The organism is Pseudomonas sp. GW821-FHT12A04, from assembly GCF_058807755.1.
Window position 1 is genome coordinate 410325 of record NZ_JBXAQZ010000003.1, and the last position, 21175, is coordinate 431499.

A 21175-nucleotide genomic window follows, 5' to 3' on the forward strand; every position below is an offset into this window, starting at 1 on the left:
CGCTGTGGTGCCTGATACACCATCGCCAGCAAGCTGGCTCCTACAAAGGTCCGTGGTGCGTCGAAGACTCAGGCCAGAACCTGACACATCCCGATGGCCGAGCAATCGACCTGGAACGGGCCGAAAACCACACCTTCACTCCTGATCGGCGGATTGCCGGCCAGCATGCCCTGGGCATTGGCGTTTTCGATGCTGCGGGCAATGTTGTGGTTGGCTTCGATGGCCCGTGCCACCGAGCCTGCCGAGCCCTGTCCGATCCCCAACAGGGAGGATCCATTGGTCATGAACGCCAGGAAGGCGATGACCCAGAGTCTGTGCCCTTTCATGCGCCGACGACTCCTGCGAGTTCAGCCTGATCAACGCTGGCGTTTTGCGCACGGTGTTCAAACTGGATGCCGGGATGAGCGACCTGGATCGGTGCTTCAAAGCTGGATTTCGACTGGGCTGAAAGGCTGACCACCAGCACCATGGCAAGGTAAAGACCGATCGCCACATAGGCGCCGTGCTTGGCAGAAGTGAGAATTGCGCTGGCCATGATGTTCTCCGCAGGCATGTTTCAATGCCCACAGAATCGATCAAAAAAGCCGGGTTAACCACTCAGGGATATCCATAGTGACCATCAACTTCATTGATCATTAAGCCAGACTATTTCAGTCTTCAATAAAACTCATCAAGCGTTCGCGCGCAGCATCCGGCTCAACCGAAACGGGGTCAGCTGCCGATAGAATGGGGGTGGAATAGAGAAAAAGTAGAACCAATGCCAGACGCGTCACCATGCTGTCGATCCTTGCCGTGAGGAGGAGTCAAAAAATCAGCGTCAATCTAAACGCATGGCAATGTGATATCAAGCGCGACATTGATGGCAAAGTGATGCTGTCGCAAATGCGTTATGCAGGAGCGACATCACTCTGATCGTTTTCAACACCTGTTTTTCAACATCAGGCTCTTCGATCATCAGTGACTTCGCTCCTGCATAAAGGCAGGGCTGACGTTCAGGCTTGGGTTTTGTGATCCAGCGCGGCGTAGAAGTTGGCGCTCTGTTGCAGGTACTTCGGGGTGTAGCTCTGGGTGTGGGCTTTTTTGTCGCTGATTTCAACGTTGGCACTGGCTGGCAGCGCAACGGTGGCGGAAATGGCGGAAGCGGCGATGACAGAGAAGATGTTGAAGTTCATGACGGTATTCCTCGGATTCGGTTGGCTTGCTTGCCCGGTGGGGCCGTGAAGCAAACTTAACCCTCGAGGGTTCGTGCCTTGAAATGCTTTGTAGCAGTACCAGATATCAGCGTCATTGATAAAAGCAGGCAGGCCCCATCAACCGGGGCCTGCGGCTTATTGACGCAGCAGAAACCTGAGGTCGCTCGGGGCATCCATCGGCAGTTTTTGCACGGTCTTGCCCAGCAGACCGGTCCTGACGTCGCGTTCGACGACGACAATCTGGTTGCTCTTCTGGTTGGCGATCAACAGGAATTTGCCGCTCGGATCGAGGCTGAATTCCCGCGGATGATCGCCCTCCACCGCCCGCCGTTGCAGCTCACTGAGGTGGCCGGTCGCCGGATCGATGGCAAACACCAGCAGTTGATTGGCCGTGCCACGGTTGCTGACGTAGAGGAACTTGCCGTCAGCCGAGGCATGCAACGCCGCCGCAGCCTTGTCCGATACCGGTTGCCCGGCAGCCAGATCGACCATCTGCGTCTGTTCGAGTTGGCCGTCGTGGTAATCGAACACCGCCACTTGCGCGCTCATTTCCATGGTCAGCCAGGCGTGTTTGCCATCGGCGCTGAACAGCAGGTGGCGCGGCCCGCTGCCCGGCGGCAGTTGCACGAATGCCGGGGTGGCCGGGGTCAACGGCAGTTCCGGGTTGGCCTTGGGGTCGAAGCGGTAGGCAAACACCTTGTCGGCGCCCAGGTCATTGGCGAACACGTATTTGCCGTCCGGCGACGGGATCGTCGAGTGCACATGGGCCGATGCCTGGCGCTCGGGATTGACCCGGCTCGCCGGGTGGCTGCTCATCTGCACCACCGGTTTGAGCTTGCCATCGGCCGTCACCGGCAATACCGCCAGGGTGCCGCCCGGGTCTTCGGCCACCGAGTAATTACTGACAAACAAATGGCTGCCATCGATGCTGAGGCTGGAATGGGTCGGCTCGTTGCCCAGGCTTTGCACCTGGCTGACCAGGCTCAGCGCGTGGGTCTTGGGATCAATCGCGAAACTGCTGACGCGCCCTACCGGATCGGTCTGACCAGGGCCGTTTTCGTTGACCACGAACAGCTGTCGCTGATCCTTCGACAGGGTCAACCACGACGGGTTCTCGCTCTTGATCACTTGCAGGGGGCTGGCATCGATCTGCCCGGTGCGGCTGTCGAACGCCAGGCGGTAGATGCCCTGGCTTTGACCAGCGGTGTAGGAGCCTACCAGCAGTTGATAGTCCTCGGCGGATGCGACCTGGACGCCCATGGCGCCGATGCTGCCGGCCATCAACAGTGGCCAGAGGTTACGCATCGTCTTGGTCGTCATCTTCGTTGTCACCGCTGACGACATCGCCCAGGCACACCAAACGGTGTTCACCCGAGTCACCGGTGATCAACCAGCTTTGCAGCGTAGAGTCGAAGGTCGCGGCCTGGACCTGCGCCGGAGTGAACTCCCAGTGTTTGGCCGCACGGCCATCCATGCATTCAATGTGCAGGTTATCGAACTCGTCGAGGGCGAATTCGAAGGCATGCAGCCCGTCGATCTCCACCATTCCGCAGTGTTCGAGGGCATTGAGCAAGGTGTCGGTTGGGGAAGTCATGGCAATCAATCTTTGAATGAGAAAGACGCAATGATAGCTCATGCACCCGACCAAAGTTTCACACAAACCTGTGGGATTGTGGTCAGCCGCTAGAGTGCCTCGCTGGACGACTGCCCATCCACCAGTCGCTGGATGCGCAGCGGATTGCCGTTCTTCAGTGCATCCGGCAGCAAGCTGTCCGGGTAGTTCTGGAAGCACACCGGGCGCAGGAAACGATCGATGGCCAGTGTGCCCACCGAGGTACCGCGCGCATCGGACGTTGCCGGGTAAGGCCCGCCGTGGACCATCGATTCGCAGACTTCCACGCCCGTCGGATAGCCATTGAGCAGGATGCGTCCGACCTTCTGCTCCAGCAACGCCGTCAGTCCGGCGAACTGTTCGAAGTCTTCCGGCTCGCCAATGACGGTGGCGGTCAACTGGCCGTGCAGGCCATTCAGGGCAGCCATCAGTTGCGCATGATCGGCCACTTCAACCACCACCGTGGTCGGACCGAACACTTCCTCCTGCAGCACTTCGTCGCCATCGAGCAGCAGGCTGACATCGGCCTTGAACAACTGCGGCTGTGCCTGATTGCCCTGTTGCGGATTGCCGGCCAGGTGCTCAATCCCCGGATGCGCGAGCAGTTTTTGCAAGCCCTGACCGTAGCTGCTCAGGGTTCCGGTATTGAGCATGGTTTGCGCCGGCTGATCGCCCATCAACCCGGCCACTTGCTGCACAAAGGCACTGAACGGCGCTGAGCAAATGCCGATCACCAGGCCCGGATTGGTGCAGAATTGGCCGCAGCCCTGAACCACCGACGCCGTTAGCTCCCGGGCGACCGTGTCGGCCCGCGCCTGCAACGCCTCGGGCAAGACGATCACCGGGTTGATGCTCGACATCTCGGCAAACACCGGAATCGGTTGTGCACGGGCCGCCGCCATGTCGCACAAGGCTCGACCGCCCTTGAGCGAACCGGTGAAGCCCACGGCCTGAATCGCCGGATGCTTGACCAGCGCCTCGCCGACGCCACCGCCGTAGATCATGTTGAACACGCCGGCCGGCATCCCGGTTTTCTCGGCGGCTCGAATGATCGCGTCAGCCACCCATTCAGCCGTGGCCATGTGACCGCTGTGGGCCTTGAACACCACCGGGCACCCGGCGGCCAGCGCCGAGGCGGTATCGCCGCCGGCGGTGGAGAACGCCAGCGGAAAGTTGCTGGCACCGAACACCGCCACAGGCCCCAAGCCGATACGGTATTGACGCAGGTCCGGACGCGGCAACGGTTGACGCTCCGGCAATGCCCGGTCGATCCGTGCGCCGTAGAAATCACCGCGACGCAGGACTTTGGCAAACAGGCGCATCTGCCCGCTGGTGCGTCCACGCTCGCCTTGAATCCGGCCGGTGGGCAGCGCCGTCTCGCGGCAGACCACAGCGACAAAATCATCACCGAGGGCATCCAGTTCATCGGCAATGGCCTCGAGAAACTGCGCCCGTCGCTCCGCGCTCAGGCTGCGATAGGCCGGATACGCGGCCGCCGCCGCGCCGGCCGCCGCAGCGACTTCCTGCGCTGTCGCCTGATAAAAATCGTGGGGCAAAGCCTCGCCCGTTGTTGCATCGACACTCTGCAACTTGATGCTACCGGCAGCGCTGCGTTGGCCGCCGATGTAGTTGTGACCAAGAATCCGGGTCATGGGTAACTCCTCAAAGTGTGCCGACGGTGCCGGGCGCGAAAGCCGCTGCGACCGGTGCGATGCCGTTGATCAATGGCGCGCCGAATTCAGCCTGGGTGATCTCGAACACGTCACCCGGTTGCGTGCGAATGCCGTCGGCAAAGGACAGGGTCGCCGTGCCGAAGAAGTGAATGTGCACGTCCCCCGGGCGCAGGAACTGGCTGTACTTGAAATGATGGAATTCGAGGTTGGCGAGGCTGTGGCACATGTTCGCCTCGCCGCTGAGAAACTCGTTCTGCCACAGCACTTCGCCGTCACGCAGGATGCGGCTGGTGCCCGCCAGATGCTGCGGCAGTTCGCCAACCCGCAGTTCCGGGCCATAGCTGCAGCTGCGCAGTTTCGAGTGGGCCAGGTACAGGTAGTTCTTGCGCTCCATGACGTGGTCGGAGAACTCGTTGCCCACGGCAAAACCCAGGCGATACGGCTTGCCGTCGTGACCGATCACGTACAGGCCAGCGATCTCCGGCTCTTCGCCGGCATCTTCGGCAAACGGCGGCAGGGGAAACGGCTGGCCCGGCCTGACGACGATGCCGCCATCGCCTTTGTAGAACCACTCTGGCTGCACACCCGCTTCATCCGCCGCCGGCTTACCGCCCTCCACGCCCCATTTGAAGATGCGCATGGTGTCGGTCATCGCGGTTTCATCGCCACTTTGCTGGTGCATCTTATCCCGGGCCGAGGCGCTGCCCAGATGCGTCAGGCCCGTGCCGCTGATCAGCATGTGCGCCGGGTCCGCATGGTCCAGGGGCGGCAGGATGCGCCGTTGTGTCAGCAACTCGGCATAGTCGTGGCTGATGCCCAGCCCCAGGCTTTGCACCTGCTGCTCAAGGCTGGCGCCCGCCTCGATCGCCGCCAATGCCAGATCGCGAACGGTGCGCGCGTCCTGTACTTCTCGGACCAGGCCCGCCTCGACCACGCCGACACGACGTTCACCGTTACTCAATTCGAACTGAACCAAACGCATGAATTTTCTCCTGTTAACCCAGAACCTGGGCAAACACGACTCCCTGTGGGAGCTGGCTTGCCCGCGATGACGGCGGCACATTCAACATTGATGTGCCAGACAGATTGCTATCGCGGGCAAGCCCGCTCCCACAGGGTCCGTGGTGATTTGCTGTTTCCTGTCAGGTGCGCGAAGCCCCACGTGCACTTGCTGCAAATTGATCGGCTGGCAGGACGTGTTTGCGTTCCAGCAAGCGATACACCACACCGGTCAACACCAGCCCGAACACCATCACCCCCGACAGGAAGTACAGGCCCGAAGCCAGGTTGCCGGTGTATTCCTTGAGTGCGCCGATCACGAATGGACCGAGGTAGCCGCCGAGGTTGCCCACCGAATTGATCAACGCAATCCCCGCCGCCGCACTGGCTCCGGCGAAGAAGCGGCCCGGCAAGGTCCAGAACACCGCCGTGCAGGAGAACAGTGCGAATGCCACCAGGCACAACGCCGCCAGTTGCAGCAACGGCACCGACAGCCAGGCGCTGAGGAACAGGCCAATCGCACCCAGCACGTAAAGCACGGCGAGGTGGCCGTAGCGGTCGTTCAAGCGGTCGGAACTGCGCGGGATGATCAGCAGACCGACGATGCCAAAGATGTACGGCACCGCCGAGACGAATCCGGTCACCAGGTCGCTGCCGCCAAACTGCTTGATCAGGGTCGGCAGCCACAAACCCAGGCCATAGATGCTCAGGGTCACCGGCAGGTAGAACAGCGCCAGCAGCAGGACGCGCTTGTCCTTGAGGGCGTGCAACGGGTTGCCGTGACGGGTCTGGCCGTAGGCATCCAGATCCTTTTTCAGCTCGCCACTCAGCCAGTCCTTTTCCGCCTGGTCCATCCACTTCACTTGCTGCGGGCCGTCCGGCAGGTAACGCAGCACCGGCCAGGTCAACAGGATCGCCGGGGCGCCAATGACGATGAACAGCCACTGCCAGCCGTGCAGCCCCAACACGCCGTCCATGCCCAGCAAGCCACCGGACACCGGGCCGGTGATCATCATTGCGATGGGTTGCGACAGGATGAACAGCCCGAGGATCTTGCCGCGATGGCGCACCGGGAACCATTGGGTGATGTAGTACAGAACGCCCGGGAAGAACCCGGCTTCGGCGGCGCCGAGCAAAAAGCGCATCACATAGAAGCTGTTCGGCCCCTGGACGAAGGCCATGCCGATGGTGATGGCGCCCCAGGTGACCATGATCCGCGCGAACCAGCGCCGTGCGCCGAAGCGGTCGAGCATCAGGTTGCTGGGGATTTCCAGCAGGAAGTAGCCGATGAAGAACAACCCGGCGCCAAGACCGTAGGCGGCATCGCCCAGGCCGATGTCTGCGCCCATGTGCAATTTGGCGAAGCCCACCGCGGAGCGGTCCACATAGGCGATCAGGTACAGCAGGATCAGGAAGGGAATCAGTTTCAGCGTGATGCGGCGGATAAGCCGCAGTTCCTGGCTCATGAGAACGGTCTCCGATTGTTGTTGTTATAGAACCTCGGGGGACGCCTCTCGCGAAGAATTCGCCAGGGCCATCCCTCCGTTTGAGCGGACTATATAGTAATACTATTTACTCAACAACACTTCCAAAGCGCAGAATTTGCGCTTATGTTACGCCTCAGCTCGAACAATATAGTCATACAATAAGAGAATCGATCATGTCTGATAAGAAACCCACCCTGCGCTCCGCCCAATGGTTTGGCACCGCCGACAAGAACGGCTTCATGTACCGCAGCTGGATGAAGAATCAGGGCATCGCCGACCACCAGTTCCATGGCAAGCCGATCATCGGCATCTGCAACACCTGGTCGGAACTGACCCCGTGCAACGCGCATTTCCGCCAGATCGCCGAGCACGTCAAACGCGGCGTGATCGAGGCCGGGGGCTTCCCGGTGGAGTTTCCGGTGTTCTCCAACGGCGAATCGAACCTGCGCCCTACCGCCATGCTCACCCGCAACCTGGCGAGCATGGACGTGGAAGAAGCCATTCGTGGCAACCCGATCGATGGCGTAGTGCTGCTGACCGGTTGCGACAAGACCACCCCGGCCCTGCTGATGGGCGCCGCCAGTTGCGACGTGCCGGCCATCGTCGTCACCGGCGGGCCGATGCTCAACGGCAAGCACAAGGGCAAGGACATTGGCTCCGGCACCGTGGTCTGGCAGCTCAGCGAACAGGTCAAGGCCGGCACCATCAGCATTGACGATTTCCTCGCGGCCGAGGGCGGCATGTCCCGCTCGGCCGGTACCTGCAACACCATGGGCACCGCCTCCACCATGGCCTGCATGGCCGAAGCGCTCGGCACCTCCCTGCCCCACAACGCGGCGATTCCGGCCGTGGACGCGCGCCGTTATGTGCTGGCGCACATGTCCGGCATGCGTGCCGTGGAGATGGTGCGCGAAGACTTGAAGCTGTCGAAGATCCTCACCAAGGAAGCCTTCGAAAACGCCATCCGCGTCAATGCCGCCATCGGCGGATCGACCAACGCAGTGATCCACCTGAAAGCCATCGCCGGGCGCATCGGCGTCGAATTGGACCTGGATGACTGGACCCGTATCGGTCGCGGCATGCCGACCATCGTCGACCTGCAACCGTCCGGGCGCTTCCTGATGGAAGAGTTCTATTACGCCGGTGGTTTGCCGGCGGTACTGCGCCGCCTCGGCGAAGCCAACCTGATCCCGAACCCGAACGCCTTGACCGTCAACGGCAAGTCCATCGGCGAGAACACCAGGGACGCGCCGATCTATGGCGAGGACGAAGTGATCCGCACCCTCGACAACCCGATCCGCGCCGATGGCGGCATCTGTGTATTGCGCGGCAACCTGGCACCGCTGGGCGCCGTGCTCAAGCCGTCCGCCGCCACGCCCGAACTGATGCAGCATCGCGGCCGTGCGGTGGTGTTCGAGAACTTCGACATGTACAAGGCACGGATCAACGACCCGGAACTGGACGTGGATGCCAACTCGATCCTGGTGATGAAGAACTGCGGACCGAAGGGTTATCCGGGCATGGCCGAAGTGGGCAACATGGGCCTGCCGGCCAAGCTGCTGGCCCAGGGTGTGACGGACATGGTGCGTATTTCCGATGCGCGCATGAGTGGCACGGCGTACGGCACGGTTGTGCTGCATGTCGCCCCGGAGGCCGCTGCTGGCGGTCCGCTGGCCGCAGTGAAGGAAGGCGACTGGATCGAACTCGATTGCGCCAGCGGCCGCTTGCACCTGGATATTGCGGACACCGAGCTGGCCGCGCGCATGGCCGATCTGCAACCGCCACAGAACCTGATCGTCGGTGGGTATCGTCAGTTGTACATCGACCACGTGCTGCAAGCGGACCAGGGTTGCGACTTCGACTTCCTGGTTGGTTGCCGTGGGGCCGAGGTGCCGCGCCACTCCCACTGACACCCCCCCTTGTAGGAGCGAGCTCGCTCGCGATGGACCCGAGACCGCCGCGGGGTGTCAGGTTCCCCACGTTATCGTTGACGTCCATCGCGAGCGAGCTCGCTCCTACAGTCGACTCGCCGCGCCTGCTATCATGCGCGACACCTCTTCGCACAGGACCGTGCCGTTTCCCATGGATTACCGCAAACCCTCCGACCGCAAAAGCATGCACTCGCGCATCGTCCAGGAACTGGGCATGCAGATCGTCTCGGGACGTTTCCTGCCCGACGACAAACTGCCCGCCGAAGCGCTGTTGTGCGAAGAATATGCGGTCAGCCGGCCGGTGCTGCGTGAAGCCACCCGGGTACTGGTCGCCAAGGGCCTGGTGTATTCCCGCCCGCGGGTCGGCACCGTGGTCAAGCCGCGCAAGGACTGGCACATGCTCGATCCGGACGTGCTGCACTGGTTGATGCAGAGCAGTCCGCAGAATCAGTTTTTCGACCTGCTGACCAGCGTGCGCAGCATCATCGAACCGGCCGCTGCCGCGCTCGCCGCGCAATTCGCCACGGAGGCGGACATTGCCTCCATCGGTGAAGCCTACCAACGCATGGAAGCCGCCCCGACGCCAGAGGCGCTATTGCAGCCGGACCTGGATTTCCACAGTCGCATCGCAGATGCCACGCACAACGACCTGCTGGCCAACCTGTGCAACATGCTCTCGGTGGCCATCGCCGAAGCCTTGAAGCATTCGAACCAGCGGCCGAACCTGCATGAACTGGCGCTGCCCCGGCACAAGGCGATCCTGACCGCCATCGAAAACCGCGACGCCCTCGGCGCGCGGCATGCGACGTTGGTGCAGCTGGACGATGCCCGCAGCGCGCTGAATGTGGTGCTTGGCAGCGATCCCGCCTGATCACCAAAGAACCCTGTGGGAGCGAGCTTGCTCGCGATGGCGGCCGAATGTTCGATATCAATGCGGCTGACACTCCGCTATCGCGAGCAAGCTCGCTCCCACAGGTTCCAGGGCGAAACCATCGGGCATAAAAAAGCCGCAACCCAAGGTTGCGGCTTTTTTTGTTTCAGCTGTCGATCAGTGGGCGAACAACGAATTGCCTTTCTGCCCCGCCAGTTTCTCCGGCTTGATCAGGAACCGCGCCAGTGCCGGCAACAGCCACAGCGCACCGAACATGTTCCACAGCAACATGAAGGTCAGCATCAGGCCCATGTCGGCCTGGAACTTGATGGCCGAGAAGATCCAGGTGCACACGCCGATGGCCAGGCACAGACCGGTGAACAGCACCGCCTTACCGGTGGACTTCAGTGTCTGGTAGTACGCCTCTTGCAGCGGCAGGCCGGCACGCAGGAAGCTTTCCAGGCGGCTGTAGATGTAGATGCCGTAGTCCACGCCAATCCCCACCCCGAGCGCCACGACCGGCAGGGTCGCCACTTTCACGCCGATACCCATGAAGGCCATCAGGGCATTGCCGAGTACCGAGGTCAGCACCAGCGGCAGCACGATGCACAAGGTCGCCGCCCAAGAACGGAAGGTGATCATGCACATGACCGCGACGCAGATGTACACGAGGACCAGGATGGTCAGTTCGGACTTCTTGATCACCTCGTTGGTGGCCGCCTCGATCCCGGCGTTACCGGCAGCGAGGATGAACTCCAGGCCTTCCTTGTTGTTTTCCTTGGCGAACTCCTGCACCGCATGTACCGCGCGATCCAGGGTCTCGGCCTTGTGATCGTTGAGGAACACCAGCACCGGCGCCACGGAACAGCTGTTGTTGTACAGGCCGTCAGCGCGGGCAATGGAGTTGTTCAGCACATCAGGGTTACGCGACAGGGTTTCCCATTTCAGGTTGCCCTCGTTCATGCCCTTGATCATTTGCTTGGACACGGTCACCAGGGAAATCGCCGACTGCACGCCCTCGGTGTTCTGCATCTTCCACATCAGCTCGTCAATCGGCGCCATAGCTTCGTAGCGCGAACAGCCTTCGGACTTGGTCTTGACCATCACCACCAACACGTCGGAGCTGGTGGAGTAGTTGTTGATGATGAAGTTGTTGTCCTTGTTGTAGCGCGAGTCCGGACGCAGCTCCGGGGCACCCTGGTCGAGGTCGCCGATTTTCAGGTTCTGGCTGTACCAAAGGCCGCCACCAAAGGCGACCAGTGCCAGCAGAATGGAAACCGGGGCCACTTTCGCGCTGGCAAAGTTCGACAACAGGCGCCAGAACGGATGCTCGCGAGTCGCGTCCTTTTTGCTGCGGTCGACGGCACGCTTGCTGATGCCGACATAGGAAATCGCCACTGGCAACAGGATCAGGTTGGTGAACACGATCACCGCCACACCGATGGATGCGCCGATGGCCAGCTCACGGATCACACCGATATCGATGATCAGCAGCGTGATGAAACCCACGGCATCGGCGAGGATCGCGATCATCCCCGGCAGGAACAATTGACGGAAGGTGCGACGCGCCGCCGTCAGGGCGTTGTCCGCCTCACTCGATTGCAGGGCGATCCCGTTGATCTTCTGCACGCCGTGGGAAATACCGATGGCGAAGATCAGGAACGGTACCAACATCGAATAGGGGTCGAGCCCGAAGCCGAAGAAGTGCATCAAGCCCAGTTGCCAGACCACTGCCACCAGCGTCGTGCTCAACACGGCGACGGTACTGCGCAGGCAGTTGGTGAACCACAGCAAGAGGATCAGAGTGATGACGAAGGCAACGCCGAAGAACATCACCACCATCACCAGGCCATCGATGAGGTCGCCGACTTTCTTGGCGAAACCGACGATGTGGATCTTCACGTTCGGGTTCTGTGCTTCGAACTTGGTGCGGATCTTGTCCTCAAGCTCGTGGGAGAACTGGCGATAGTCCAGCGCCAGCAGCTTGCCCTGGTCCTGCGGGTCCGGGTAGGACTCCAGCAACGGAATGTCGACGATGCTCGACTTGAAATCGTTGGACACCAACCGCCCGACCTGACCCGACTTGAGCACGTTGTTGCGCAACAGATCGAGGCTGGCCTGGGAGCCGTTGTAGCTTTGCGGAATCACTTCACCACCGGCGAAGCCCTCTTCCGTCACTTCGGTCCAGCGAACGCTGGGACTCCACAGCGACTTGAGGCCGGAACGGTCGACGCCGGAGATGTAGAACACCTCGTCGTTGATCTGACGCAGGGTCTCCATGTACTCCTTGGAGAAGATGTCGCCATCGGTGGCTTCCACCGAGATCCGCACGGTGTTGCCCAGGTTCGCCAGATCGTTGCGGTGCTCCATCATCTTCTGGATGAAGGGGTGCTCCAGCGGGATCATTTTTTCGAAGCTGGTGGACGGACGGATCAGCGTCGCCTGCCAGAACAGAAAAATACTGACCAGCAGGCAGATCGTGATCACTGCCGGGCGGTTGTTGAAGATCAGGCGCTCGAGGAACGTCGCCTTGTCCTGGTGATGAGTACTCAAGGAAGTCATAGCTCCGCCTTCTTATTATTAACCCGGCTCATTTGCCCGACTCGGTGCCGCTTGGCGAAGTGACGCGAACGCCACCCTGCCCGGCCAGAACCAGATTGCCATTGCCTGCCGCAGTCACTGCCGAGACGGAAATACGGTCCGGACGGTTGACCACCTTGAAGGTTTCGCCGTTGTCACTGCTGCGAATAACCGAACCGCCGTTGCCGACGATCACGATGGAACCATCGTCGAGCAGCGTACCGCCGGACAGCCCGAACTCCAGGTCGCCACGTTCAGCCTTGAGCTCGACCTGGTCCCAGGTGGTGCCGAAATCCGTGGAACGGTAAAGATTGCCGCGCAGGCCGTAGGCCAGCAACGTATTGGACTGCGCCGTACCGATCACGCCGAACAGCGAGCCTTCGTACGGGCCTTCGAGTTTCTCCCAGGTCTGGCCCCAGTCCGCGGAGCGGAACATGCTGCCCTGCTCACCGACGATGAACAGCCCGGCGTCCTTGACCGCGGCGATCGCGTTCAGGTGGTACTGGTCTTCGTTGTCCAGGCGGTCGCTGGCGTCCTCCCAATGCTTGCCACCGTCGGTGGTTTCCATCAGCGAGCCGTAGGCGCCCACGGCAAAGCCGCTGTCGACGTCCTTGAACCAGACATCGAGCAGCGGCGATTCGCGTTTCAGATCTTCGAATTGCTTGGTCCAGGTCGCGCCGCCGTCCTCGCTGGCGAGGATCTGCGCGTCATGGCCGACGGCCCAGCCGTGCATGTCATCGACGAAGAACACCGACGTCAGCAGGGCCCGGGTCGGGACCTTGGCCTGGGTCCAGGTTGCGCCCTGGTCATCGGAATACAGGATGTGCCCACGATCCCCGACCGCCACCAGGCGCTTGCCGGCGTGGACGACATCGAGCATCAGGCTTTTGGCGGCCTTGGCCGATTCAATGGAATAGACAACATCGGATGCTGGCGCCGCCGCGGCCAGCGCAGGCGCCGACAGCATGGCAGAGCCCAACAGCGAGAGCGCTGTGGCCAGCAACGCGAATTTGCGTAATGCCGGCGGGCGGCAGATACCCACACCCATGACAGGCTCACTCATAGACCTTCTCCCATTATTATTGTTAGGTCGTTCAACCTTACTGGGCGCCGCAAGGGTGCGTGTCCGGACCGGCTGTTTCAGAGCATAGTCCTGAAACCCGCAATCCAGAGCCCCTTCGGAAGCTGGCCTATCCTATCGGTGTTTTTTAATGTCTGACAATCGACGCCACGTTATCTTTTGTTAACCGGGGGGATGGGGGTGGGGTTCTGAATGGTTGGGTATCAGGTGGGGTGATTGCGGTTTCGGTGGTGGGTGGTAGTGACCGGTGTTCGGTGTTCGGTGTTCGGTGTACATATCCGTTGCAGCGGTAACGGCTGCTTTTCCAATCGGCGTACATATCCATTTCTGCGGTAACGGCTGCTGGCGGTTTCGCTCTTACAGCGAGTCCCTTTTTCAAACGCCAAAAAGGAACCAAAAGGCTTCGCCCCGGCGTACGGCACCTCGCCAAGGCTCGGTGTTCCCTCGCTACGGTGTCCATCAGGGGGCATCGCCTACGGTCTGCTTCGCGACGACCTCCTCTCGATGTGTTCGACTTCGTCGAACGGCGCTACGCGCCTAACCCCCTGATGAACACCTACGCTCGGCCTGCCGAAGGGGCGAAAGATCAAAAGCCAGATCAAGATCAAAAGCCAAAGCCAAAGCCAAAGCCAAAGCCAAAGCCAAAGCCAAAGCCAAAGCCAAAGCCAAAGCCAAAGCCAAAGCCGTAGATGGGGGTTCTGAAAATTTTGTGCAACCAGATAGGATTCAAGCGACTGGCAGGCCGCCATCGCGAGCAAGCTCGCTCCAACAGAAGAGCAGAGCAAAAGCAGGGCTGCGTACCCCCACGCTCTTCACCACTCATCAGGCCGAGCGTTAGCTCGCCTGCAGCTCTTGATCTTGATCCACCCGCCCCCTCGGCAGGCTGAGTGGAGGTGTTCATCCGGGGATTGGCGCGCAGCGCCGTTCGACGCAGTCGAACACATCGCATGTAGGTGCCAGCGAAGCCAACCGGAGGGCGATGCCCCCGGATGAATGCCGGAGCGAAGGAACCCCGAGCCTTGGCGAGGGGCCGTACGTTCGGGGCGAGACTTTTTGGTTCCTTTTGTGTCGTTTGACAAAAGGGACTCGCCGTAAGGGCGAAACCGCCAGCCGCCGTTACCGAAGAAACGGATATGTACTCAATCAACCAAGAACCTGGTCGGCCCAAAGGCCGCCAAGTTCAAAAGCCAAGATCAAGCCAAACTCTTGCTGACCACTTCAAACACATCACTGGACAACTGCCCCGAAGCCCGAATCCGCTCCAGCTCCGCCTTCATCAAAGCCTGACGAGCACTGTCGTACTTGCGCCAGCGAGTCAAAGGCGCCAACTGCCGAGAAGCAATCTGCGGATTGAAGCCATTCAACTCGATCACCAAATCCGCCAGGAAGCGATACCCGGAACCATCAGCGGCATGGAAGTTGATCAGGTTCTGCCCGGCAAACGCACCGACCAGTGCCCGCACCTTGTTCGGATTCTTGATGTTGAACGCAGGATGCTGCATCAACTGACGAACCCGCTCCAGACCACCAGGCAACACGCTGCCAGCCTGGACGCTGAACCACTGGTCCATGACCAGCGGGTTGTCCTTGAAGTGCTCGGCGAAGCTGGCCAGTGCCTTGGCCTTCTCGGCTTCGAACGGTGAGTTGACCAACACCGCGAGTGCGGTCAGGCGCTCGGTCATGTTGTCGCACGCGTCGAACTGCTCCAGGGTTGCCGCCAGGACTTGCGGCTTGCCGCTGAGCATCAAGTAGGACAACGCGATGTTCTGCAAGGCACGACGGGCGAAGTGTTCAGCCTCGGCCACGTACGGCGTCTGCTTCGACAACTCGCGATTGGCCTGATAACGCAGCCACAAACCTTCGAACAAAGCGTCAGCCAGTTGCTTACGGGCAAATTCACGCGCCGTGTGAATCGCTTCGACATCCGCCACTTCGCTGATCTCGGTCAGGTACGCCTCGCTTGGCAGAGAGAGCATTTCCGCGACCATCGCCTGATCCAGCGACTCATCCGAAAGCACCGTGCGCAACGCCGCCACCAGACGCTGATCGAGTACCAGCGCTTCGCCCTTCTGCTGCTGTGCGATCAGCTCTTGCAGCACCTGCACCGACAGTTGCTGGCCGGCATCCCAGCGGTTGAAGCCGTCGCTGTCATGCTGCATCAGGAACATCAGCTGATCACGGTTGTACGGGAAGCTCAATTTCACCGGCGCCGAGAAGCCGCGCAGCAACGACGGCAACGGTTGTTCGGCGATGTCGACGAAGGTGAAAGTCTGCTCGGCTTCGGTCACCGAAATGACCCGCGAGGTGCCTTGCGCATTGGCTTCACCGGACAGACGCAGGGCAATCGCTGCCCCTTTGGAATCCAGCAGCCCCAGTTCGACCGGGATCACGAACGGCAGTTTTTGCACCTTGTCCGGGGTTTCCGGGCAGCTCTGACGGAAGGTCAGGCTGTAGGTTTTCGCAGCGGCGTCGTAGGACTCAGTTACCGCCAGGCGCGGTGTACCGGCCTGGCTGTACCAGCGCTTGAACTGGGTCAGGTCAACGCCATTGGCTTCTTCCATGGCCTTGATGAAGTCATCGCAGGTCACGGCCTGGCCGTCGTGGCGTTCGAAGTACAGGTCGCTGCCATTACGGAAGCCTTCGGCGCCGAGCAAGGTGTGGATCATGCCGACCACTTCCGAGCCCTTTTCGTACACGGTCAGGGTGTAGAAGTTGGAAATCTCGATGAAGCTGTCCGGGCGCACGGCGTGGGCCATGGGGCCGGCGTCTTCGGCGAACTGGTGGGTGCGCAGGTACGCCACGTCCTGGATGCGCTTGACCGTGGCCGAGTTCATGTCCGAGGAGAAACCCGCATCGCGGAACACGGTGAAGCCTTCCTTGAGCGACAGCTGGAACCAGTCGCGGCAGGTCACGCGGTTGCCCGACCAGTTGTGGAAGTATTCGTGGGCGACGATCGCCTCGACCCGCTGGTGCGCGGCATCGGTGGCGGTTTCGGCCTTGGCCAGCACGGCGCTGGAGTTGAAAATGTTGAGGCCCTTGTTTTCCATGGCGCCCATGTTGAAGTCATTCACGGCGACGATCATGAAGATGTCCAGGTCGTACTCGCGACCGTAGACCTCTTCGTCCCAGCGCATGGATTTCTTCAGGCTGTTCATCGCGTGCTGGCACTTGTCGATGTTTTCCGGCTCGACGTAAATGCGCAGCGCCACGTTGCGCTCGCTCATGGTGGTGAAGCTGTCTTCGACGCACCACAGATCGCCGGCCACCAGCGCAAACAGGTACGCCGGTTTCTTGAACGGGTCTTCCCAGGTCGCCCAGTGCCGGCCCTCTTCACCGGGACCGGAAGCGATCGGGTTGCCGTTGGACAGCAGCACCGGATAACTGTGTTGTTCGGCGACGACCGTGGTGGTGAAGGTGCTCATCACGTCCGGGCGGTCGAGGTAATAGGTGATCTTGCGAAAACCTTCGGCCTCGCACTGGGTGCAGAACATCGTGCCGGACTTGTACAAGCCTTCCAGCGCGGTATTGGTTTCCGGGTGGATCCGGACGCTGGTATCGACCGTGAAGGTGGTGCTGGTCGGGTGCAGGGTCAGGTGATTCTCGGTCAGCTGATACTGCGCCTCGGAAAGCTCCTGGTCGGCAAGAGTGACCGACAGCAGTTCCAGCTGCTGGCCGTCCAGCACCAGCGGCGGCAGGCCCGGGCCACGCTCGGGGTTGCGGCGCATCACCAGTTGCGCATGGACCAGGCTGTGGTCCTCGTACAACTCGAAGGTCAGGTGCGTTTCGTCGATCAGGTACTCGGGCGCCTGATAGTCCTTGAGGTAGATCATCTTCGGTTGTTCGGTGCGCATGCTGGAGTCCTTACTGATGCACGGCGAGCTGGTAAGCCGTGTATTTACGAATGTTGATCACGCCGGTGTCGAAGATCAGGTATTGACCCTTGATCCCCATCAGCGTGCCTTCGGCAATCGGGTTCTTGTCCAGGTTGAAGCTGACGATCTTCGCCGGGTACTGCTCGACCGGGTAGCGGATTTCCAGCGGTTCGACGTCGGTCACCGGCTGGATCGCCTGCAAGCCAAATCGCTGCTGCAACCCGAGCAAGCCTTCGGCACAGCTGTCGAACAGTTGATCGCGGACCTCGGCCAGGTTCACCGCCGCCGCATCGCCCTTGAGCAAAGCGCGCCAGTTGGTCTTGTCGGCCACCTGGCTGCGCAACAGATCCTCGACGAAACCGGACTGCTGGCGAGTCGATACGCGCATGATCGGCAAGGCCTGGCTCGCACCCTGGTCGAGCCAGCGGGTCGGCAACTGGGTGGCGCGGGTAATCCCGACTTTGACCCCCGACGAATTGGCCAGGTACACCACGTGATCGGTCATGCAGAACTTCTGGCCCCACTCAGGCTCCCGGCAGGTGCCAGCCTCGAAGTGGCAGCGCTCCGGGCTCATGATGCACACGTCGCACTGGGCCAGTTTGGTCATGCACGGGTAGCAGTAACCCTGGCTGAAACTGGTCTTGGTCTTGCGTCCGCAATGGGTGCAGTGGATCGCGCCCAGGTATTCCAGGCGCACCGTGGTGCCGATCAACGGATTGACCGGGACCTCGGTTTCGCCCAGACGAAATGCGTATTGCACGTTCGGCCCGTCCAGGCGCGCCGACATTTTGCTGATTGCACCGCGGCCAATCTCGATCAATGGATGGCATCCGACTTGAACAGAATATTCGGCACTTGAATCGACTTGGAGCTGCATTCCTGCGGGCCCATGTAGCCGGTGCGCTGGTCCTCTGGCAGGTTCTGGATTTCCCAGGCGATCATCGCCTGCAGCGACAGCTCGCGTTGTTCGGCGGTGAGCTTGCCACCGTCCGACCATTTGCCGATTTCCACGGCCAGTTTCAGGCTCTCGTAGATATCGGGGGTGATGTTCTTGATCATTTCGTTAAAAGAGGACATTGGGTCTCCGTCTCTTTATTGCATGTTCTGAATTAGGCGGCCAGTTTACGGCGGTTATACAAACCGCCCAACAAACCGGTGAAGCATCCGATGAGTAACCCGCTGACGTGGGCCGCGTTGGCGATCTCGCCGAAGCCGATCATCGAGACCAGCCCGGACAGGCACAGCAGCAACCACACCAGCATCATCACCAGCACACCTCGCGGCAGGCGATAGGCCGGGTTCGGCGCCAGCAACTGGAAGATCCAGCAATGCCCGAGCAGGCCGTACAGTACGCCGGACAAACCGCCGAACAAGGTCGGGCCGCTGAAGAAATACTGGGCAAAGTTCGACACCAGGCTGAACAGCAAGGTCAGGCCGATCAGGTTGATACTGCCCTGGCGCGACTCGATGCGCCGCCCCAGCTCCCAGTACCACATGCCGTTCATCGCCAGGTGCAGGATGCCGAAGTGGATCAGCATCGGCGTGACCAGGCGCCACCACTGCCCCGCCGCCAGGCTGTCGGCCAGTGGCGTGAAGTGGATGTATTCGCCGACCACGCGGAACTCGAGGAAGGTCAGCCAGCGCATCGTTTCAAGGTTGTCGCCCAGCATGGTCACCGCGCCGACAACCAGGCTCAGCAGCAGCACCAGCGCGGTGGCCCTGGCGTATTTCAACTGCTCGACGAACCCCGGGCGCTTGACGGTCTGCGCCACCGGAATGTCCAGTTGCTGATCGGGGTCACCCGCCGGAAAACGCTCGTACAGCGCACGCACGTCTTCACTGATGTTGTCCGGCACCCACAGCACCTGCTCGCCAGCTTCCTCGCTGACCCGATGGGGCACTTGCATGCGCTTGAGCAGGGTGACGAACCCGCTCAAGTCCACCGCCAGGGGCAGACGCAATACCGCTACAGCACTCATTGCAGCACCTCCGGCCGCTCGACATCGACCCAGACGAATTTTTGCGGATCCAGGCGGGTTTCCTGATCCAGTCGGTAGGCAACCAGTTTGCCGTACAGCACTGCGCTGTAATCCAGACAGGCCAGGTTCGGCCGGATCGGTGCCGGCTTGCCGCTGCGCCAGTAATGGCCGACGAACAACAGCGGCTCATCGATGCCATAGCGCAGCAAACTGTTCTTTTCGGTGGACGACAGCGGCGTCCGGGCCACGGGTTCCGGCAGTGCATCCGGTTGGAACACGATGTCGCCATAGGTTTTCGGATCGTCTTCCCAGAACTTGGTGCGGAAGAACGAACGCACCAGGCCGTCGCCGCTGGTCATGGTCAGGCCATGGGGCAAACGCATGTCCGTGCCGCGCAGCAGCCGGTCGAATACGGTGCAGGCAAAAGAGCCCGACTCCGCCGACGCCTGGAGAAAATGCTCGTCGACGCAGCCGTTGGGGAACAACGCCCGCAGCGGCTCGATCAGCCCGGCGTCCCAGCAGGCGTGGACCACGCGAAAACGCCCGGCATCGACGAACAATGGCAACTGGTAGAACCATTGCTGGAAGTCGTGCCAGTCGCCCGGATGGTGTTCGAACTGGGTCAGGGTTTCGTGCAGCAGGCGGGCGTGGCGCGGCGTGTGCTCACGCACGAACTGCTTGCCGCTGCCGGGCAGTGCCGGCGTGCTCCAGCCCAGCGCATTGAACTCGTGGTTGCCCATGATGCACAGCGCCTGACCGGCCTCGACCATGTCGTGGACGATATGCAGTGCCTCGCGAATCCGCGGGCCGCGGTCGATGATATCGCCGACGAACACCGCCATGCGCGAGGCATGTCGCCAGACGCCACCCTGCTTGTGATAACCGAGTCGGTCGAGCAAGTGCTCCAGGGTCAGAGCGCAACCGTGCACGTCACCGATCAGGTCGTAGCTACGCGCGGGATCGAGCATCAGTCGCCTCCACCCCCCAACTTGCTGCCCCAGCCAAGCTTGGTCCGGCAGACTTCATAGTAATTGTGGTCCAGCGGATGGATCAGCCGCAGTTTCTGGGCTTTCTTGCTGACGGTAATGGTGTCGCCCGGCGCGCAGGTGAAGTGGTTCTGCCCGTCGCACGAGACTTGCGGGTAAATCTGCATATCCTTGGACACGACGATTTTCAGCTCACTGTTGCCATCGACCACAATCGGTCTACCCGACAAGGTATGGGGGTACATCGGCACAATCACAATAGCGTCGAGCTTGGGATGCATGATCGGCCCGCCGGCGGACAACGCATAGGCGGTGGAACCGGTCGGCGTCGCGACGATCAGGCCGTCGGCCTTCTGGCTGCAGACGAACTGGCCGTCGATGTACAGCTCGAACTCGATCATTCGCGTGGACTTGCCGGGGTGCAGCACGACGTCGTTCAGTGCATCGCCCTGGCCGATGGCCTCGCCGTGGCGGCGGACTTCGGCCTGCAACAAAAAGCGGTTTTCCACCAGATAGTGGCCATCCAGCACTTCGGCGACCTTGGTTTCCAGCTCATCGGGACGGATGTCGGTGAGGAAACCCAGGCTGCCCCGGTTGATGCCGAGCACCGGGATATTGTGTTTGGCCAGCGCCCGGGCGGCACCGAGCAGGCTGCCGTCACCACCGACCACGATGACCATGTCGCAGACTTCGCCGAGCATCTTGCGCGACGAGGTTTGCAAGCCGTGCCCTGGCAGCACTTCGGCGATGGTGTCTTCGAGGATCACGTGCAGGTGACGATCGAGCAGAAACCGTTTCAGTCGGCGGACGGTATCCAGCACCTGGGAACTGCCCAGGCGACCGATGATGCCGATATTGCGAAATTGCTCCATGGGGCTCCTGCGGGGATCTGCGTGGCGGCGAAAACCACG

20 protein-coding genes are annotated in these 21175 nt (G+C 61.1%); 2 read left to right on the forward strand and 18 right to left on the reverse strand.

What is annotated here, in order from left to right; all coding sequences use genetic code 11:
* Positions 1-68 precede the first annotated feature (68 nt).
* The 9 genes from AC1RS8_RS07170 to AC1RS8_RS07210 form a co-directional block, all read right to left on the reverse strand.
* On the reverse strand, positions 69-326 hold the full coding sequence (locus AC1RS8_RS07170; protein ID WP_090455027.1) for a hypothetical protein: 258 nt from the start codon (positions 324-326) through the stop codon (positions 69-71).
* Complete coding sequence (locus tag AC1RS8_RS07175) at positions 323-535, reverse strand: hypothetical protein (protein WP_489340523.1); 213 nt, start codon at positions 533-535, stop codon at positions 323-325. The genes AC1RS8_RS07170 and AC1RS8_RS07175 overlap by 4 nt, the downstream gene beginning before the upstream one ends.
* A gap of 115 nt (positions 536-650) precedes the next feature.
* Entirely contained in the window at positions 651-776 is a 126-nt protein-coding gene (locus tag AC1RS8_RS07180; RefSeq protein WP_489340522.1) for a hypothetical protein, read from the reverse strand.
* 216 nt (positions 777-992) lie between these two features.
* On the reverse strand, positions 993-1172 hold the full coding sequence (locus AC1RS8_RS07185) for a hypothetical protein (RefSeq protein WP_057715012.1): 180 nt from the start codon (positions 1170-1172) through the stop codon (positions 993-995).
* A 156-nt stretch (positions 1173-1328) separates the two neighbouring features.
* Positions 1329-2498 (reverse strand): lactonase family protein, encoded by a 1170-nt coding sequence (locus AC1RS8_RS07190; RefSeq protein ID WP_489340618.1) that lies wholly within the window; start codon positions 2496-2498, stop codon positions 1329-1331.
* Positions 2491-2829, reverse strand: a complete 339-nt coding sequence (locus tag AC1RS8_RS07195; protein ID WP_407515376.1) for a DUF5629 family protein — start codon at positions 2827-2829, stop codon at positions 2491-2493. Before AC1RS8_RS07195 ends, AC1RS8_RS07190 begins: the two co-directional genes overlap by 8 nt.
* 47 nt (positions 2830-2876) lie before the next feature.
* Complete coding sequence (locus tag AC1RS8_RS07200) at positions 2877-4457, reverse strand: aldehyde dehydrogenase (NADP(+)) (RefSeq protein ID WP_489340521.1); 1581 nt, start codon at positions 4455-4457, stop codon at positions 2877-2879.
* A 10-nt stretch (positions 4458-4467) separates the two neighbouring features.
* Positions 4468-5460 (reverse strand): AraD1 family protein, encoded by a 993-nt coding sequence (gene araD1 / locus AC1RS8_RS07205; protein ID WP_489340520.1) that lies wholly within the window; start codon positions 5458-5460, stop codon positions 4468-4470.
* Between the two features lie 160 nt (positions 5461-5620).
* Positions 5621-6943 carry an MFS transporter gene (locus tag AC1RS8_RS07210; RefSeq protein ID WP_489340519.1) on the reverse strand — a complete coding sequence of 441 codons (1323 nt, stop codon included), beginning with the start codon at positions 6941-6943 and terminating at the stop codon, positions 5621-5623.
* A 194-nt stretch (positions 6944-7137) separates the two neighbouring features.
* On the opposite strand from AC1RS8_RS07210, the gene AC1RS8_RS07215 reads away from it, so the two are divergent.
* Positions 7138-8874, forward strand: coding sequence for an IlvD/Edd family dehydratase (locus AC1RS8_RS07215; RefSeq protein ID WP_057715018.1), 1737 nt, complete (start codon positions 7138-7140; stop codon positions 8872-8874).
* Between the two features lie 172 nt (positions 8875-9046).
* Positions 9047-9766 (forward strand): FadR/GntR family transcriptional regulator, encoded by a 720-nt coding sequence (locus AC1RS8_RS07220; RefSeq protein WP_032829613.1) that lies wholly within the window; start codon positions 9047-9049, stop codon positions 9764-9766.
* Between the two features lie 177 nt (positions 9767-9943).
* Here the strand turns inward: AC1RS8_RS07220 and AC1RS8_RS07225 are convergent, their stop codons facing one another.
* The 9 genes from AC1RS8_RS07225 to AC1RS8_RS07265 form a co-directional block, all read right to left on the reverse strand.
* A complete protein-coding gene (locus AC1RS8_RS07225) occupies positions 9944-12328 on the reverse strand; it encodes an efflux RND transporter permease subunit (RefSeq protein WP_057715020.1) in 2385 nt (794 codons plus the stop codon).
* 28 nt (positions 12329-12356) lie between these two features.
* Positions 12357-13409: a WD40/YVTN/BNR-like repeat-containing protein gene (locus tag AC1RS8_RS07230; protein ID WP_057715021.1), complete on the reverse strand. Its 1053-nt coding sequence runs from the start codon at positions 13407-13409 to the stop codon at positions 12357-12359.
* Between the two features lie 622 nt (positions 13410-14031).
* Positions 14032-14157, reverse strand: coding sequence for a hypothetical protein (locus AC1RS8_RS07235; protein ID WP_493162481.1), 126 nt, complete (start codon positions 14155-14157; stop codon positions 14032-14034).
* A gap of 463 nt (positions 14158-14620) precedes the next feature.
* Entirely contained in the window at positions 14621-17278 is a 2658-nt protein-coding gene (pepN, locus tag AC1RS8_RS07240; RefSeq protein ID WP_489340517.1) for an aminopeptidase N, read from the reverse strand.
* Between the two features lie 10 nt (positions 17279-17288).
* On the reverse strand, positions 17289-18119 hold the full coding sequence (locus tag AC1RS8_RS07245; protein ID WP_489340516.1) for a DUF2797 domain-containing protein: 831 nt from the start codon (positions 18117-18119) through the stop codon (positions 17289-17291).
* The gene (locus AC1RS8_RS07250) at positions 18116-18376 is read right to left on the reverse strand and encodes a YeaC family protein (protein ID WP_053158810.1); all 261 of its coding nucleotides are present in this window, start codon (positions 18374-18376) and stop codon (positions 18116-18118) included. The genes AC1RS8_RS07245 and AC1RS8_RS07250 overlap by 4 nt, the downstream gene beginning before the upstream one ends.
* 32 nt (positions 18377-18408) lie before the next feature.
* Complete coding sequence (locus AC1RS8_RS07255) at positions 18409-19278, reverse strand: rhomboid family intramembrane serine protease (RefSeq protein ID WP_090455016.1); 870 nt, start codon at positions 19276-19278, stop codon at positions 18409-18411.
* Positions 19275-20249: a metallophosphoesterase gene (locus tag AC1RS8_RS07260; protein WP_371319467.1), complete on the reverse strand. Its 975-nt coding sequence runs from the start codon at positions 20247-20249 to the stop codon at positions 19275-19277. Before AC1RS8_RS07260 ends, AC1RS8_RS07255 begins: the two co-directional genes overlap by 4 nt.
* On the reverse strand, positions 20246-21136 hold the full coding sequence (locus AC1RS8_RS07265; RefSeq protein WP_008016128.1) for an NAD(+) kinase: 891 nt from the start codon (positions 21134-21136) through the stop codon (positions 20246-20248). The genes AC1RS8_RS07260 and AC1RS8_RS07265 overlap by 4 nt, the downstream gene beginning before the upstream one ends.
* Positions 21137-21175: the final 39 nt, after the last annotated feature.

Bases quoted from the DNA above. Each gene is read 5' to 3' on its own strand.
- AC1RS8_RS07170 (WP_090455027.1), bottom strand. From the start codon at position 326: ATGAAAGGGCACAGACTCTGGGTCATCGCCTTCCTGGCGTTCATGACC.
- AC1RS8_RS07175 (WP_489340523.1), bottom strand. From the start codon at position 535: ATGGCCAGCGCAATTCTCACTTCTGCCAAGCACGGCGCCTATGTGGCG.
- AC1RS8_RS07180 (WP_489340522.1), bottom strand. From the start codon at position 776: ATGGTGACGCGTCTGGCATTGGTTCTACTTTTTCTCTATTCCACCCCC.
- AC1RS8_RS07185 (WP_057715012.1), bottom strand. From the start codon at position 1,172: ATGAACTTCAACATCTTCTCTGTCATCGCCGCTTCCGCCATTTCCGCC.
- AC1RS8_RS07190 (WP_489340618.1), bottom strand. From the start codon at position 2,498: ATGCGTAACCTCTGGCCACTGTTGATGGCCGGCAGCATCGGCGCCATG.
- AC1RS8_RS07195 (WP_407515376.1), bottom strand. From the start codon at position 2,829: ATGAGCTATCATTGCGTCTTTCTCATTCAAAGATTGATTGCCATGACT.
- AC1RS8_RS07200 (WP_489340521.1), bottom strand. From the start codon at position 4,457: ATGACCCGGATTCTTGGTCACAACTACATCGGCGGCCAACGCAGCGCT.
- araD1 (WP_489340520.1), bottom strand. From the start codon at position 5,460: ATGCGTTTGGTTCAGTTCGAATTGAGTAACGGTGAACGTCGTGTCGGC.
- AC1RS8_RS07210 (WP_489340519.1), bottom strand. From the start codon at position 6,943: ATGAGCCAGGAACTGCGGCTTATCCGCCGCATCACGCTGAAACTGATT.
- AC1RS8_RS07215 (WP_057715018.1), top strand. From the start codon at position 7,138: ATGTCTGATAAGAAACCCACCCTGCGCTCCGCCCAATGGTTTGGCACC.
- AC1RS8_RS07220 (WP_032829613.1), top strand. From the start codon at position 9,047: ATGGATTACCGCAAACCCTCCGACCGCAAAAGCATGCACTCGCGCATC.
- AC1RS8_RS07225 (WP_057715020.1), bottom strand. From the start codon at position 12,328: ATGACTTCCTTGAGTACTCATCACCAGGACAAGGCGACGTTCCTCGAG.
- AC1RS8_RS07230 (WP_057715021.1), bottom strand. From the start codon at position 13,409: ATGAGTGAGCCTGTCATGGGTGTGGGTATCTGCCGCCCGCCGGCATTA.
- pepN (WP_489340517.1), bottom strand. From the start codon at position 17,278: ATGCGCACCGAACAACCGAAGATGATCTACCTCAAGGACTATCAGGCG.
- AC1RS8_RS07250 (WP_053158810.1), bottom strand. From the start codon at position 18,376: ATGTCCTCTTTTAACGAAATGATCAAGAACATCACCCCCGATATCTAC.
- AC1RS8_RS07255 (WP_090455016.1), bottom strand. From the start codon at position 19,278: ATGAGTGCTGTAGCGGTATTGCGTCTGCCCCTGGCGGTGGACTTGAGC.
- AC1RS8_RS07265 (WP_008016128.1), bottom strand. From the start codon at position 21,136: ATGGAGCAATTTCGCAATATCGGCATCATCGGTCGCCTGGGCAGTTCC.